This is a genomic window from Carnobacteriaceae bacterium zg-84 (assembly GCA_013874835.1).
Lineage (GTDB): Bacteria > Bacillota > Bacilli > Lactobacillales > Aerococcaceae > WM01.
The window spans coordinates 531211-546194 of the sequence record CP059430.1; the positions used below are offsets into that span (position 1 = coordinate 531211).

The following is a 14984-nucleotide window of genomic DNA, read 5'->3' on the forward strand; positions in this document are numbered from 1 at the left end:
TTTGTCACAAAAGGAGTTTATTATGAAATTTTTAAAAAGTGTGTTTCAAGAAATGAAACTAGTCACTTGGCCAACAGGAAAAGAATTAGCAAGATTGACAGGAACAGTTGTTTCTAATGTGATTGCATTCGCATTATTTTTTGCAGTAGTGGATGCAGGCATTACAGCACTTGTACATTTATTATTATCATTTTAATTAAGAGAGTTAGGCAAAGTTCTCTCCAGATAATAGACAATGCTTTGTCTATTATCTGGTTTTTTTATTTGAAAAGGAGTTTGTATGTTAGAAATAAAAGCATTAACAGGTGGTTATACAAATTATGCGGTTTTAAAAAATGTCACATTTTCTGTTAATTCAGGAGAATTGGTTGCTTTGATTGGGCTAAATGGTGCAGGGAAAAGTACAACAATTAAGCATATTATCGGACTGATGAAACCTTTTTCTGGAGAAGTGACGATTAATGGAAAAACTGTGGAAATGGACGCAAAAGCCTATAGACAGCAAGTAACGTATATTCCAGAAACACCTATTTTATACCAAGAATTAACATTAAAAGAGCATCTTTTTGTCACAGGTTTTGCCTACGGCTTATCACAAGAGGAAGCGCTAGACAAAGCAAAACCCTATTTAGAAGCATTTGGTTTAATGGAAAAACTTGATTGGTTTCCTGCCTATTTTTCTAAAGGTATGAAACAAAAAGTTATGATTACATGTGCTTTCATGATTGATGCATCTGTTTATATCATTGATGAACCTTTTTTAGGATTAGATCCTCTAGCTATTCGTCATTTATTAACGATGATTGAAGATAAAAAGAAAAAAGGAGCAGCTGTTTTAATGTCTACACATGTCTTATCGACCGCAGAAAAACAATGCGATACATTTGTCTTTATTCATGACGGGATTATTCAAGCAGTTGGAAATTTACAAGCATTACAAGAACAATATCAAGTGCCAAATGCTTCTTTAGATGACTTGTATATTCAAATGGTAAATGAGGCGACAAAATGAATTTAGAAGGATTATTTAAAACGAGATTAGCCAATCATCAAAAGCGTTTAGCCAAGTATTTAAGGTATGTTTTTAATGATCATTTTGTATTGGTACTTATGATTGCCTTGGGAGGTATTGGGTTATCTTATGCACAATTTATTCAAACATTATCATTTACGCATGACCAAACAACCCTTGTTTTAATAGGCATTATCGCTATTTTGTCTTGCTTGACTTTATTCGGCAAATTAGCATTGCTTATTCAACCAGCAGACAAACACTTTTTAAGTACGCTAGAAAATGATTGGAAACCATATATTCATAAAAGTTTAGTGTATAGTTTGTGTTTACCTAGTTTTATTGCTATTTGTACGGTAGGCATATTGTATCCATTGTTTTTAAAAATGAACGTAGTTGTTTCTTTTGTTTTGTGTATTGTCATGATATTGTTAAAGTATGTTGATTTACTTAGACAAGTGTGGTTATTAAAACAAAATAGACCATTAAAGCAATGGCAAAGTGTTGTAGCGATGATGTTAAGTAGTGGTATTGTCTTTAGTCTGTATTTTTTTGTTAATATTTGGGCGAGTGTGATATGTGTTGGTTTATTTATTGGTATCATGCAGTATAGTCTACAAAAGGATACAGCATTGTATTATTGGGAGTATATTGTCGATACAGAAATCAAGCGAATGAATCAAATATACCGTTTATTACAATTATTTATTGATGTCCCGATTTTTGAAGAAACAGTAAAAAGACGACCATATTTAGATAAATGTTTTACAAAAACAACACGTCTTTATTATTATTTGTATGAACGTGCTTTTTTACGTGGAAAAGCAGAGTTGAGTATGTCGATGCAATTAATGGGGATGACAATTTTATTGAGATATTTATTTTCTAATGTATATTTGTATAGTGGTATACTCGTATGTATGCTATTTTTGACGGGCTATCAATTATTGCCGATGTATCAACATTTTTCAGGTCATATTTTATTAGAGATTGCACCTTATACAAAAGACGAAAAAAAACGTGATTTTCAAGCGTTTTTAAAGAAAATATTGGTAGTGCAGTTATTGGTAGCGAGTGTGTTGAGTATGCTCATAGCGTTCGATATTCGCTTAATGATAGGTATTTTGATAGGTATTGTGTTCATTTATATCATTTTTCCGTTGTATGTTCAAAGAAAACTTGATAAAATATAGAAGCAAAATTGAAGAAATAAGGGTATAACATGGATTATAGAATGGATTCAGAGTGGGATTTATATCCATTAGGTGGCGAAACGGGTCAGTCCTATATGGGTGTTAAAGGAAAACAAAATATATTTTTAAAACGAAACACAACACCATTTTTAGCGGCCGTTTCTACGGAGGGTATGACACCTAAATTATTATGGACAAAAAGAACGGTTCACGGCGAAGTGTTAACGGCTCAGGAATGGATTGATGCTAGACAATTAGACGAAGAAGAAATGGTTCAAATGGACGTTTTGAATTTAGTAAGAGATATTCATCAATCAGAACCTTTATTGAAAATGCTCAAACAAATTGACGGTAAAGTTTGCTCGCCAATGGATTGTTTGTCACTCTATGCAGAAGATTTGCAAACAGATTTAAGAACAAATCACTTTTTAAATGATGTTTACAATTATTTACAACAACGAGCAGTGATGTTGATAGATACACCAAAAACGGTGTGTCACGGCGATTTAAATCATCGTAATTTTCTATTAGAAAAAACAGGACGTTTGTATTTGGTTGATTGGGAAATGGTCAAACTTTGTGACCCAATGTTAGATATTGCCAATATTTTGTGTCAATATGTAGATAGAAAAGATTGGTTAACATGGATTGATGTTTATGGGCTAGAGATAAATCAAGACCTTATTGAGCGGTTAGAATGGTACGTGCTATACGATTGCTTGATAAGTATTAAGAAAAATCATTTCCAAGGTCGATACAGACAAATGAATAATAGTATTTTACTGATAAAAGATGTATTAAAACAAATAAGAAATCGTTAAAATGAGGGACTAGCAAATATGTTAGCCCCATTTTATATGGGAGAAAAGAGTAAGGAGTATAATATGCGATTAAGACATAAGCCGTGGGCAAAAGAAAAGATTGAACAACATCCACAATACGTTGTTCAACATCCAAAAGAATGGAAAGGTCGTTGGCACGAACGTTTTAATAATAACAATCCTATTCACATCGAAATTGGAACAGGAAAAGGTCAATTTATTGTGGGTATGGCAAAAGCTAATCCGACAATTAACTATATTGGTATTGAATTACAAACGAGTGTTGTAGTCGTAGCTTTAGATAAATTGATTGAAGAAGATTTACCAAACTTACAATTATTGCACATTAACGGAGGAGATGTGACAGAGTTTTTTGATAATGGGGAAGTGGATCGTATTTATTTAAACTTTAGTGATCCGTGGCCAAAGAAAAAACACGAAAAACGACGTTTAACTTACAAAACCTTTTTAGAAAGTGATGAACAAATTTTGGTTCCGAATGGTGAAATTCATTTCAAAACGGATAATCAAGGTTTGTTTGAGTATTCATTGGCAAGTTTTTCTCAATATGGCATGCACTTAAAACAAGTGTGGTTAGATTTGCATACGAGTGATTTTGAAGGCAATATTATGACAGAGTATGAACAAAAATTTTCGGCAAAAGGACAACGTATTTACCGTGTCGAAGCAGCTTTTGTGGAGAAAAAATAAAAATAAATTGACCCTAAAGTGAAAATAAGAGAGTATATCCATAAATATTTTTAAATACTAAAAACCCTTGACATCAACTTCTTCAAAACGTTGATGTCAAGGGTTTTTCGATTCTATCATACCGTGTCGATGGATAAAGAAGAAATGAAATTGATAAAAAGATGTATCTTTGTTATACTGATTGAAAGCGAAAGAGAGGTAAGGTATGGAACACCAAACAATTTATTCTGTGGAACAAGAAAGAGGACTAAACCGATTTGTTGCAAGGACGTTTTTATGGATGATGATTGGGTTAGCCATTAGTACGCTTTCAGCGTATATGCTACTCAAAACAAAGGTTTTATTTTATCACATCGTTTCCAATTCATTTTTTTATTATGGTATTTTTATGATTGAAATTATGTTAGCTTATTCGCTACGCATCAATTTAGAAAAAATCGAAAATAAAATGTCTTATATTGTGAAATTTATCGTGTATTCGATACTGACTGGTGTGACATTTGCTGTGGTGGGTGCTTTATATGAACCGATGAGCATTGTCTATGCGCTCGTGTCAACTATTCCTTTGTTTGCTATGTTAGCCATTTATGGTTATACAACAAACCGAGATTTAACAAAAATAGGAACAATTGCAAGACCTATTATGATTGGGTTAATCATTTCTATTCTGATGAATGGCTTACTTTTCAAAAGTAATTTTATTGAGTTGATGATTTCTATTGTTGTATTATTAATATTTTCAGGTTTAACAGCGTATGATATGCAAAAAATTAAAGCAGTGTATCTTTATTTTGAAAACCAACCACACGTACACAACTCACTTATTGTATCTTGTGCATTGGAATTATATTTAGATTTCATCAATATGTTTATATCTGTTTTAAATATTTTTGGTAAATTAAAAGATTAGATTATATCGGAAAGGATATATATGAAAAAAATTATAAAATATGCAACAGCTTTGAGTACGATTGTGTTAGCCGGAACGGCGTATCAATATAAAAAACAACTGGACAAACAACATTTATGTGATACGATTTTATCAAATGCCAAAACAGATAGTCGATTACAAGGTCATATTGTCGGTTCGTTTATCAACATGACAAAAGAGTATTCAGATGTTTTTGATATGAATGTTTTTGTGGGTGGTGTGACAACGACACAATACACATACGATTTTGTTGCCGATGCACAAACTGGTGCTTTACTAGCATTACATCAACAAATTCGCCTGTAATGTTTAGGGCTGATGAAACAGGCAAATCGAATACGTGTTATCCATTTATGATAAGGGATATGCACACCATAAAAGTGGTAAACTGACATTAAAAACGTCAGTTTACCACTTTTGCATATTAGAGTGATTTTTTAGTTTTCACGTATGATTTATGGTATACTATAACAACAAAACAGTTAAAGGTAGGGATATTGTGATGACAAAAGAAGAATTGATGACATACGCACAAGAAGCATTACAACATGCGTATTGCCCATATTCAAATTTTCCAGTAGGTGCAGCGATTTTGTATAAAGACGGAACAGTGATTAAAGGTGCGAATATTGAAAATGTATCCTTTGGTGCCACAAGTTGTGCAGAGCGTAGTGCTTTATTTGCTGGAGCGTCACAAGGATATCGTAAAGGCGATATTGTGGCGATTGCTGTGGCAGGGAAAACAGAGGATTACTTACCACCATGTAATATTTGTCGACAAGCCTTAGTTGAATTTTGTTCTCCAGAAACACCTGTTTATTTAGTGAATGGAGATAATGATATTTTAAGTTTAACATTAAATGATTTAGTACCGTATTCATTTACTAAATTAGATATGTAAGAAAGGATTTTATATATGATTGTTTATAAAATACCGACAGGTTTATTATCTGAAAATGTTTATTTTGTTGTTAAAGACAATAAAGACACATTGATTTTTGATCCTGGTGCTCAACCAGAAGATTTATTAGCATTTATCCAAGAACATGATTTAAATCCCGTTGCGATTGCTTTAACACATGCACATTATGATCACATAGGAGCATTAGATGAGGTACGCAATGTTTACCCAGTGCCTGTATACATGCATCATATTGAAAAAGACTTTTTAAGCAATCCTGTTTTAAATTTATCAAGTAGACATGAACCACTTTCTGTGAGAGAAGCAGACGTTTTATTCAAAGAAATGGGAGAAGTTTCTATCGAGGGATTTGATTGTCGTATTGAACATGTACCGGGGCACTCTCCGGGTAGTACGGTTTATCTATTTGAAAAAGACGGTTTTGCCATTGTCGGTGACACACTATTTAAAGGTGGTTGTGGCAGAACAGATTTACCGTCAAGTAGTTCTCATGCAGAACTTATGGAAGGTATAAATAAGCATTTAATGACACTGCCAGATAACACTGTTATTTTATCTGGACATGGTGACCAAACAACCATTCAACAAGAACGTGTTACGAACCCTTACTTAAACGGAGTGACACGATGAACATTATTCGCTTTCCGAAAAATAAAGATGTTTTCTTACAAAAAGCAACGCAATCTTTTGAAGAAGCAAATATGACTGAAGCCATTCTCTATATGGAAAAAGCCATTCAAGAAACAAAAGATACATCTTTATATACGATCTATATTGCGACATTATTGGAAAGTCATGAATTGGATAAGGCTTTAGCATTTTTTAAGACATACTTACCTAATATACAACAAGAAACACAGGATATAGAGTGGGACAGCTTGTACATTCGTTTATTATTAGAGTTGTGGGACTTAGAAACAGCTGCGTCTACATTAGAAAAAAAGACAGCTTATTATGAACAATATGGATTATCCACATATCAATTAGAGGTTCTGTCACAACGTTTAAATCAACAACATATCGCATTAAAAAATGAAGAGGAAGAAATGCAACAACAGTTGATGATGCAACTCGAAAAAGTTGAAGCATTATCTTTTTTAGAGCAACGTTCTTTATTGCCAATGCTCAATATACTATCTGCTGATGCGTATATAGAACAAGCCATGTATTTATTGTGTACAAAACAGTTTCATCCACTCTTGAAATCTTATTTGCTGGAAATGTTATGTGAACGCCAATACACACAAGACATAGACATGGTGTGGTTTGGCGAAAAACAGAGTGTGTCGTTAACGCAACTTGTGCCGGTTTTGGAGCATCCTATATATCAATGCATGGATAAATATGTCGACAATATGGCGATTGATGAACAAAATAAACAAGTGTTACAACAAAATATATTGTTGTACGTGTCGATGTTATATCCTTTTATAGAGCGTGTCATTGACGATGAAGTGGCATTTGTTCATGCTTTACAAGAAAAACATGTAGCAGAAAAACAACATGTATGGATTGACCGTTTAGAAAAAGAAATTCAAAAAATGACGATGTAAAAGAGGTGAAAAAATGATAGGTTATTATATTGGGATTTTGTTACTCATTGGTTTGGATCAAGTTGTGAAATATTGGATTGTACAAACTTTCCCATTACATACAGGGCAAACGCTTATAGATGGTGTTGTGTCTTTATACCATATCCAAAACAAAGGAGCAGCATGGGGAATATTATCTGGTAATATGTTATTTTTTACCATTATGACGATTGTTGTTCTTGTCGGTTTAATGTATTGGATACACCGTCAAAAACGTGGACGTCTTGAAAAAATGATTTACATGTTCATTTTTGCCGGTGCTATTGGGAATTTCATTGATAGATTACGATTAGGTTATGTCGTTGATATGATTAAAGTGGATTTTATTGATTTTCCTATATTCAATGTTGCCGATATTTGTTTGACATTTGGCGCAGTGCTACTCATTTTATACATGATTTTAGATTCAAGAAAAGGATAAATTATGAAAGAAACAAAGATTGTCACCAATCAAACAGAACGTTTGGATAAAGTGATACAAGAATGGTTAACGATAAGCCGTTCACAAATTCAACAACTTATTAAATTAGAACAAGTAATGGTGAATGGAAAACTAGAAAAAGCCAATTATAAAGTTAAAGAAAATGACGTGATTGAGGTATCTATTTTTGAAGAGGAACCGATTGACGTTATACCTGAAAATATTCCGATTGAAATTGTGTATCAAGATACCGATGTTGTTGTCATTAACAAGGCAAAAGGAATGGTTGTGCATCCGTCACGAGGGCATGAAACAGGTACTTTAGTCAATGCTTTGTTGTATCATATAAGTTCGCTATCCACTGGAACGGGTCATGTACGACCGGGTATTGTACACCGTATTGATAAAGACACGACAGGTTTATTGGTGGTGGCTAAACATAATGATGCACACCAATTTTTAGCCAATCAATTAAGAAAGCACACCATGGAAAGACAATATGTTGCTTTAGTGCATGGAGTGATTGAACATGAAACAGGAACGATTGATGCGCCTATTGCACGTGATAAACAAGATAGATTGAAATTTTCTGTTCAAAAAGACGGTAAGCATGCCGTTACCCACTTTAAAGTACTCGAAAGGTTTGATGATAAAACATTGGTTTTGTTACATTTAGAAACTGGACGAACACATCAAATTCGTGTACACATGAATTTTATAGGGCACTCACTTGTGGGGGATCCTCTATATAGTCCGTATGAGGAAGATAAAACGCAAGGACAATATTTGCATGCGAAAACATTAGGATTTATACATCCAAAAAGTAAAGAAGTATTGTCGTTTACAACTGAATTACCAGAACAGTTTCAAGCGTATTTAGAAACATTAAGAAAGTAGGTTTATATGTATACATTTAAAACAGATATTGATGAACAATCGTACGATATATTTGTTGAACAACACCCAATGGGAAATTTATTACAAACAGCTAAGTGGGCAAGTGTAAAATCAGAATGGCAGTCTGTACGTACAGCTGTTTATCAAGATAACCAAATGGTCGGAGCAGCTTTGATTTTAATTCGTACCATTAAAGGTTTTAAATTTGGGTACATACCAAGAGGACCAATTATCGACTACGATAATCAAGCATTAGTTTCTTTTTATATGAATGAATTAAATCAATTTGCTAAAAAGAATAAATGGTTATTTATTAAATTTGACCCAAGAATTGTACGTAAATCGGCACCATTTAAAGTGTTTCCAAGCTCCCCCGTCTTATCTGATAGTTTAGAAAAAGTAAATACACTCACACAAAAAGGTATTCGCTATTTAGGGTTAACAACGTCTTTATATGACACCGTGCAACCAAGATTTGAAGCCATTCTCGATGTCGAGCAGTTTGATGAAAAAGCACTCTCATCAAAAGTCCGAAATTGTATCAAAGCATCTCGTAAAAGAGATGTTGTCATCACGTCTTATGATGAGGAGGGTGCGGATTTGTTAAATCACGTCATTCAAAAGACAATGGCACGTAAACATATTCAGTTAAGAGGTGCAGATTATTTCCGTTTAATTAAACAGTTATACCAAGATAAAGCTGATTTTTCCATTGCTGAAATGGACGTCGCAACAGCTACATCACAATTAAAGGATAAAATCAATGCATTGACGACTCAAATGACGTCTGGAAATTATCGTGAACGCAAAGTTAAATTGTTACAGGAAGAATTAACTTTATTAGAAAAACGTCTGTCTGATTTAAACGCCATGCCTGTTGAGGATAAAGCCATTATGTCAGGTGGTTTATCTGTTGGATGTGGACATGTATTAGAACAAATTTACGCGGGGTTCGATGAACAGTATAAACAATTTTACCCACAATATTTATTGTATGTATCCTTTGTTGAATACGCCAAAAAACAGGGATACACACGTGTTAATTTGGGTGGTATTGAAAATAATCTTGAAGGTGGACTTATTCGATTTAAAGCAAAATTTAATCCCATTATTGAAGAATATGTTGGGGAGTTTGATTTAGTCGTATCGCCACTTTATTATGCGGTTCAATTTGCTTTAAACATGCGAAAACGTCTGAAAAAGAAAGGGTAGTATTATGGATATTTTATTGATTGGTTTAGGCGGTGGTATTGGAGCGATTTGTCGCTATGGTCTTAGCGTATGGTTGCCTTTTACAACAACATTCCCACTTAAAACACTTTGTATCAATATTATCGGTAGCTTTATTTTAGGTGTTTGTATGGGGTACTCAAAACAACTCAATAAAAAATGGCTACTCTTTTTAACCACCGGATTATGCGGAGGATTTACAACATTTTCAACATTCGCCTTTGAAACATTTCAATTATACACTCTAGGTAAGTACATGATGATTGCACTGTATCTTTTATGCAGTATCACACTATCATTGCTAGCTGTCGGAGTAGGATATATGTTAGGCGCAAAAGGAGTACAATGAAAAAACGATATATCTTTTTAGGTTTTGTGATTGTGTATACAGTGCTACAATTTATTGCCATATCTCCCGAGAAGCCACTGGCTTATAAATTTAAAGCAAAAAATGGAATACCGCTCGTCATTGCACATGGAGGAGCTAAAAAACTATTTCCAGAAAATACAATATATGCTTTTGAACAAGCTATGGCACTAGGCGTAGATGCCTTGGAATTAGATTTAAGACTAACCAAGGATAATATTGTCGTAACACATCATAACGAAACGATTGATGAAACAAGTGATGGCACTGGACGTGTTATCGACTATACGTATGACGAGTTAAAAAATTTTAACTTTGGTGCAAAATTTGTTGATCCCGAAGGGAAAATGCCCTTTCAACAAAAACACGAAAAAGTTATTCCAATGACTTTAGACGACTTATTTGCGACATACGCCAAGAAAACATTATTTATTATTGAAATAAAAGATGAGGGCGAAGCAGGCAAAGAGGTTGCACGTCAAATTAAGAAACTGATTGAGAAATATGATATTGTAGAAGATGTTAGTGTCGCAAGTTTTATTCAGAGTAATTTAGCTTACTATCGCTCAATCAAAGACCCAAAAAGTCACACAAGTATGAGTGAAGAAGATGCAAAAACAAGTGTCTATTCTATGTATGGAGGTTACGACTTCTTTATGCACTACGGAGTAGAGGGAGCACAATTTCCAACATTTGAAACAGTCCCTCTTGATACGGACTATTTGATTTGGAAACTGAAAAAACATAATATGTTTGTCCAATATTGGACGATTGACGATGAAGAAACAATGACCACCCTTATTCAAAAAGGCGTGGATGGTATCATGTCCGACAGACCCGATATTTTAAAAAAAGTCATACAACAAATGAAAAAATAAATTGGCTTATAGTGAAGTCAAAAAAAGAGTTAACGAAACCATTACCACGGTTTCGTTAACTCTTTTTTCTATGTGTCATATATAAACCGACAAATGTAGCATTGGATATGCTGAAAAGATTAAATCAATAACGTTTTTAGCGTTTGACAAGAAGAAACCGATATTATGAAAGAAATAGTGTGGTTTTTATGGCGTATTATGATAAAAATTTAGTAAGGGGTACCTTAAAATGCATTATTTTTATTTAAATTAAGGTTATTTTATCGTTTTAGTGAAAAAATGTTGACTTATAAAAGTAGAATGATATTATTTTTGTAGATATAACAGCTTTTTGATAGAGATAACGGAGTGAATTGGCTCATATAAATGGGGATATTTAAAGAGCTAGTCTATTTGAAAAATCTTTAAAAAAGAACAGCGTGGGGTACATCAAAACGTATGATACATCGAAAAAACGATATGATATAAATTATTTTTGGAAGAAAATATTGTATGGCTATGATGAAACAGTATGATGATATGTAGAGGTCGGATTGTAGCATAATCATCACCATCATTTTGATGTCAAAGAAAAGGAAGAATGAAAATTATCTTTGTAAAATAAATGATTAGGAGGAAATGGAAATGTTAATTAATAAAAATTTTACAAAACTATGGTTTGGGAGATTGATGAGCAATTATGGAGATAGTGTTGTGTATATTGTATTGATATGGTATATCATGCAAAATACACAAGATATGTTTTGGGTAGGAGCCCTTAATGCAGCTGCTTTTGCTCCGACAATGCTCTCTTTTTTATTTGGTAATTTAATTGATAGACATAAAAAGGGTAAAATACTTGTCATACTAGAATTGGGACAAGCGTTAGGAAATCTCATGATTTTATTTGCGATGTTTTGTTTACCTATTATGCCACTTCTTTTATGTGCTATCGTCTTTTTTTCTTGTATGTTTAGTATGAATACGTATCCTGTGCAAGATGCGTTTGTTCCACTTTTAGTGAAAGAAGAAAAATTAGAAGCGGCACAATCCTATATGTCTATTGGTTATAAAATAGCAGATTATTTATTTAATGGGACGATTGGATTTGTATTAAAAATGATTAGTCCTATAGTATTGTTGTTGTCTTCAATAGGAAGTTTTTTATTATCTGCAACTTTATTTCAAAAGATTGATTGCAAAGAAGAAATAAAAGAGTTACATCATGAAAAGTCAGAATCCGTTTTTGAAGGATTTAAAATTATTTTTTCAAATCCACTATTAAGAATGTTGACGATATCTTCTGCGATTTGTAATTTTGGATTTTCAGGATTTAATGTGTATACTGCACAAATTTCTAAAAGTTTAAATGACCCTACTTTATTAGGCTTAATTAGTGCGATGTTATCTGTAGGCTGTCTTTTTGGCAGTACATTTATTGTTCATAAAGTATTGAAAGGGATGGCGACTTATCAAAAAATGATAATCGGGTACTGTTTTTTTGGATTTTGTATGGCAATAATGTCCTTTTTTGTTAGTGGATATTGGACAGTACTAGCAGGTATGTTAGTATCGGGCTTTTTTCTGGGAATTGTTCAAACTGTTACGACACCTATTATCCAATCTTCTATTCCAAACGAGCAATTAGGGAAAGTATTTGCCACACAAGGAACAATATCTGTGGGGATTATGCCAGTATCATCATTGATATGGGGGGTTCTAGCTAATTATATTTCTGTTGATATATTTTTTGTGATATTCGGTATCATCTATGTAAGTTGTTCAGCAATATTTTTCTATCAACGAAATAAAGTTGTTTCATAACAATAAGAATGTGATAACCTCCTTTTAGGAGGGTTTTTTCTTTTATAAAAGAATTTATTATAAATCGCACACCACATAGAAGATGTCACTCACTACGATGCTATTTTAGAGATTGGCAATCGTTGAACTATCGAGTTTAGACAATTTATGATATACTAACAAAAAAGAAATTGGAGGGATTATATGAGCGGAGAATGGTCTTTAAAAGAATTATATGAAAGCTACGACTCACCAGAATATAAACAAGATTTAGAAAAATTAGAAAGTCTATATCAATCATTAGGCGATTTAACACTAGTGGATAATTTAGAAACAATCAAACAAGTTATCTCATACTTAGAAGAAACAAATATACTAGGCTCAAAATTGTATGCTTACTCTTCTTTACAATTAGCTGTGAATACAACAGATACAGTGAGTTTACAAGCTAATAGTAAAGTACAAAAATTATTTTCAAAATATGCTAAAGTACATGCTAAAATCAATAAATTTTTAGGTAGCATAGAAACAGATATATCAGCAGATGCACATTTAAGTCAATATGCATTCTTGTTTGAACAAGCTAAAAAAGAGTACAAACATTTATTATCAGATGATGTAGAAGAAGTTATCTCGACAATGAATTTAAGTGCTGGTAATTCATGGAGTCAATTACAAGAATTTTTAACATCAACAGTTGAAACAGAATTTGACGGTAAATCAGTTACATTAAGTGAAATTCGTAACCTTGCCTATGATGAAAGCCAAGACGTGAGAAAACGTGCATACGAAGCTGAATTAGAAATGTATCGTACCATTAAAGAACCAGTAGCATTTGCCTTAAACAATATTAAATCGCAAGTGAATGACATTACAAAATTAAGAGGATACGACAGTCCTTTAGATGCTACTTTACAAGCATCATGGATGAGTAAAGAAACATTAGATGCATTACTAGAAGCAATTAAAGATTCTCTACCTGCATTCCGTCGCTACTTAAAACATAAAGCAACATTACTAGGTCATACGAATGGTTTACCGTTTTATGATTTATTTGCACCAATCGGAAAAGGTGCAAGCCGTACATTTACAGTAGAAGAATCAAAAGAGTATTTAATGAAACATTTTTCTAAATTCTCTAAAGACTTGGCAGATATGGTAGAGGAATTTTATGATAATCACTATATTGACATGTTCCCTAGAAAAGGAAAAGTCGGTGGAGCGTTCTGTTACAATTTACCATTTATCAAACAATCTCGTGTAATGATGAATTTTGACGGTTCTTTAAACAATGTTGTAACAATGGCACATGAATTAGGACATGCTTATCACGGTTTACACATGCAAGAGCATCTACCATTGAGTTGGGAATACTCAATGCCGGTTGCCGAAACAGCCTCTACATTTAATGAAGCATTGATTATGAGAAGTGTGATTGCTGAAGCAAGTGACGAAGAAAAAGCAAGTCTTATTGAATCAGAATTACAAGATACAACACAAATTATTGTCGATATTTACTCACGTTACTTGTTCGAAAGTGCTGTATTTGAACAACGTAAAGAAAAATTTATGTTCTCTAAAGATTTAGAAGACATCATGTTAAACGCACAAAAAGAAGCGTATGGTGACGGATTAGATGAAAATGCAATGCACCCATATATGTGGTTATGTAAAGGACATTACTATTCAGCTGGTTTAAGTTTTTACAACTTCCCTTATGCATTTGGAGGACTATTCTCTAAAGGTTTATATGCGATGTATTTAGAACAACCAGAGGGATTTGTTGAAAAATACCAAGCGATGCTTTATGCAACAACAGTAACAACAGCCGAAGACACAGCAAAAACAATGGGCGTTGATTTAACGAAAAAAGAATTTTGGGCAAAAGCACTTGGACAAGTTGAAGAAAAAATTGATGAATTTATTCGTTTAACAAGCAAATAATAAAGTTCGAGAAAAGCAACTAGAGAGCACGGAAGTGCTCTCTAGTTGCTTTTTTGTGCTCTTTGAAAAAGAGAGGAGTAGTTTTTAATATATTTTGCATAATAAACAAAAAAATTATGCAAAAAACTAGACTTTTTAGGACAAAGAAAATGTTATGCTCTTAATAAAAAACATAAGAGAAATCAGTGAAAAAACGTTTATAAATAAGGGTTTTGAGTTCCGTATAGGGATTATAGCACAATGTCCTAAAAAATCCTACTTTCTCGTACAAAAGAAATGGGGT

17 protein-coding genes are annotated in these 14984 nt (G+C 33.0%); all 17 read left to right on the plus strand.

The window, feature by feature from the left end; translation table 11 throughout:
• Positions 1-22: 22 nt before the first annotated feature.
• The 17 genes from secE (at position 23) to H1220_02735 (ending at position 14701) form a co-directional block, all read left to right on the plus strand.
• Positions 23-196: a preprotein translocase subunit SecE gene (gene secE / locus H1220_02655; GenBank protein ID QMI86273.1), complete on the plus strand. Its 174-nt coding sequence runs from the start codon at positions 23-25 to the stop codon at positions 194-196.
• Positions 197-280: 84 nt separating this feature from the next.
• The gene (locus H1220_02660) at positions 281-1012 is read left to right on the plus strand and encodes an ABC transporter ATP-binding protein (GenBank protein ID QMI86274.1); all 732 of its coding nucleotides are present in this window, start codon (positions 281-283) and stop codon (positions 1010-1012) included.
• Positions 1009-2205, plus strand: coding sequence for an ABC transporter permease (locus H1220_02665; protein ID QMI86275.1), 1197 nt, complete (start codon positions 1009-1011; stop codon positions 2203-2205). Before H1220_02660 ends, H1220_02665 begins: the two co-directional genes overlap by 4 nt.
• A 29-nt stretch (positions 2206-2234) precedes the next feature.
• Entirely contained in the window at positions 2235-3026 is a 792-nt protein-coding gene (locus tag H1220_02670; protein ID QMI86276.1) for a phosphotransferase family protein, read from the plus strand.
• Between the two features lie 63 nt (positions 3027-3089).
• Entirely contained in the window at positions 3090-3737 is a 648-nt protein-coding gene (trmB, locus tag H1220_02675; GenBank protein QMI86277.1) for a tRNA (guanosine(46)-N7)-methyltransferase TrmB, read from the plus strand.
• A 205-nt stretch (positions 3738-3942) separates the two neighbouring features.
• Complete coding sequence (locus tag H1220_02680; protein QMI86278.1) at positions 3943-4647, plus strand: Bax inhibitor-1/YccA family protein; 705 nt, start codon at positions 3943-3945, stop codon at positions 4645-4647.
• 21 nt (positions 4648-4668) lie between these two features.
• Positions 4669-4974 carry a hypothetical protein gene (locus H1220_02685; GenBank protein ID QMI86279.1) on the plus strand — a complete coding sequence of 102 codons (306 nt, stop codon included), beginning with the start codon at positions 4669-4671 and terminating at the stop codon, positions 4972-4974.
• A gap of 196 nt (positions 4975-5170) precedes the next feature.
• On the plus strand, positions 5171-5569 hold the full coding sequence (locus H1220_02690; protein ID QMI86633.1) for a cytidine deaminase: 399 nt from the start codon (positions 5171-5173) through the stop codon (positions 5567-5569).
• Between the two features lie 15 nt (positions 5570-5584).
• Positions 5585-6220 (plus strand): MBL fold metallo-hydrolase, encoded by a 636-nt coding sequence (locus tag H1220_02695; GenBank protein QMI86280.1) that lies wholly within the window; start codon positions 5585-5587, stop codon positions 6218-6220.
• Positions 6217-7143: a hypothetical protein gene (locus tag H1220_02700; GenBank protein QMI86281.1), complete on the plus strand. Its 927-nt coding sequence runs from the start codon at positions 6217-6219 to the stop codon at positions 7141-7143. Before H1220_02695 ends, H1220_02700 begins: the two co-directional genes overlap by 4 nt.
• Positions 7144-7156: 13 nt before the next feature.
• The gene (locus H1220_02705) at positions 7157-7603 is read left to right on the plus strand and encodes a signal peptidase II (protein ID QMI86282.1); all 447 of its coding nucleotides are present in this window, start codon (positions 7157-7159) and stop codon (positions 7601-7603) included.
• A gap of 3 nt (positions 7604-7606) precedes the next feature.
• On the plus strand, positions 7607-8500 hold the full coding sequence (locus H1220_02710) for an RluA family pseudouridine synthase (GenBank protein ID QMI86283.1): 894 nt from the start codon (positions 7607-7609) through the stop codon (positions 8498-8500).
• A gap of 6 nt (positions 8501-8506) precedes the next feature.
• Positions 8507-9712, plus strand: coding sequence for a peptidoglycan bridge formation glycyltransferase FemA/FemB family protein (locus H1220_02715; protein ID QMI86284.1), 1206 nt, complete (start codon positions 8507-8509; stop codon positions 9710-9712).
• A 1-nt stretch (position 9713) separates the two neighbouring features.
• On the plus strand, positions 9714-10079 hold the full coding sequence (gene crcB, locus H1220_02720) for a fluoride efflux transporter CrcB (GenBank protein QMI86634.1): 366 nt from the start codon (positions 9714-9716) through the stop codon (positions 10077-10079).
• Entirely contained in the window at positions 10076-10975 is a 900-nt protein-coding gene (locus tag H1220_02725; GenBank protein ID QMI86285.1) for a glycerophosphodiester phosphodiesterase, read from the plus strand. Before crcB ends, H1220_02725 begins: the two co-directional genes overlap by 4 nt.
• Before the next feature lie 624 nt (positions 10976-11599).
• A complete protein-coding gene (locus tag H1220_02730; protein ID QMI86286.1) occupies positions 11600-12778 on the plus strand; it encodes an MFS transporter in 1179 nt (392 codons plus the stop codon).
• A 183-nt stretch (positions 12779-12961) separates the two neighbouring features.
• Positions 12962-14701 carry a M3 family oligoendopeptidase gene (locus tag H1220_02735; protein QMI86287.1) on the plus strand — a complete coding sequence of 580 codons (1740 nt, stop codon included), beginning with the start codon at positions 12962-12964 and terminating at the stop codon, positions 14699-14701.
• The last annotated feature ends 283 nt before the right edge of the window (positions 14702-14984 follow it).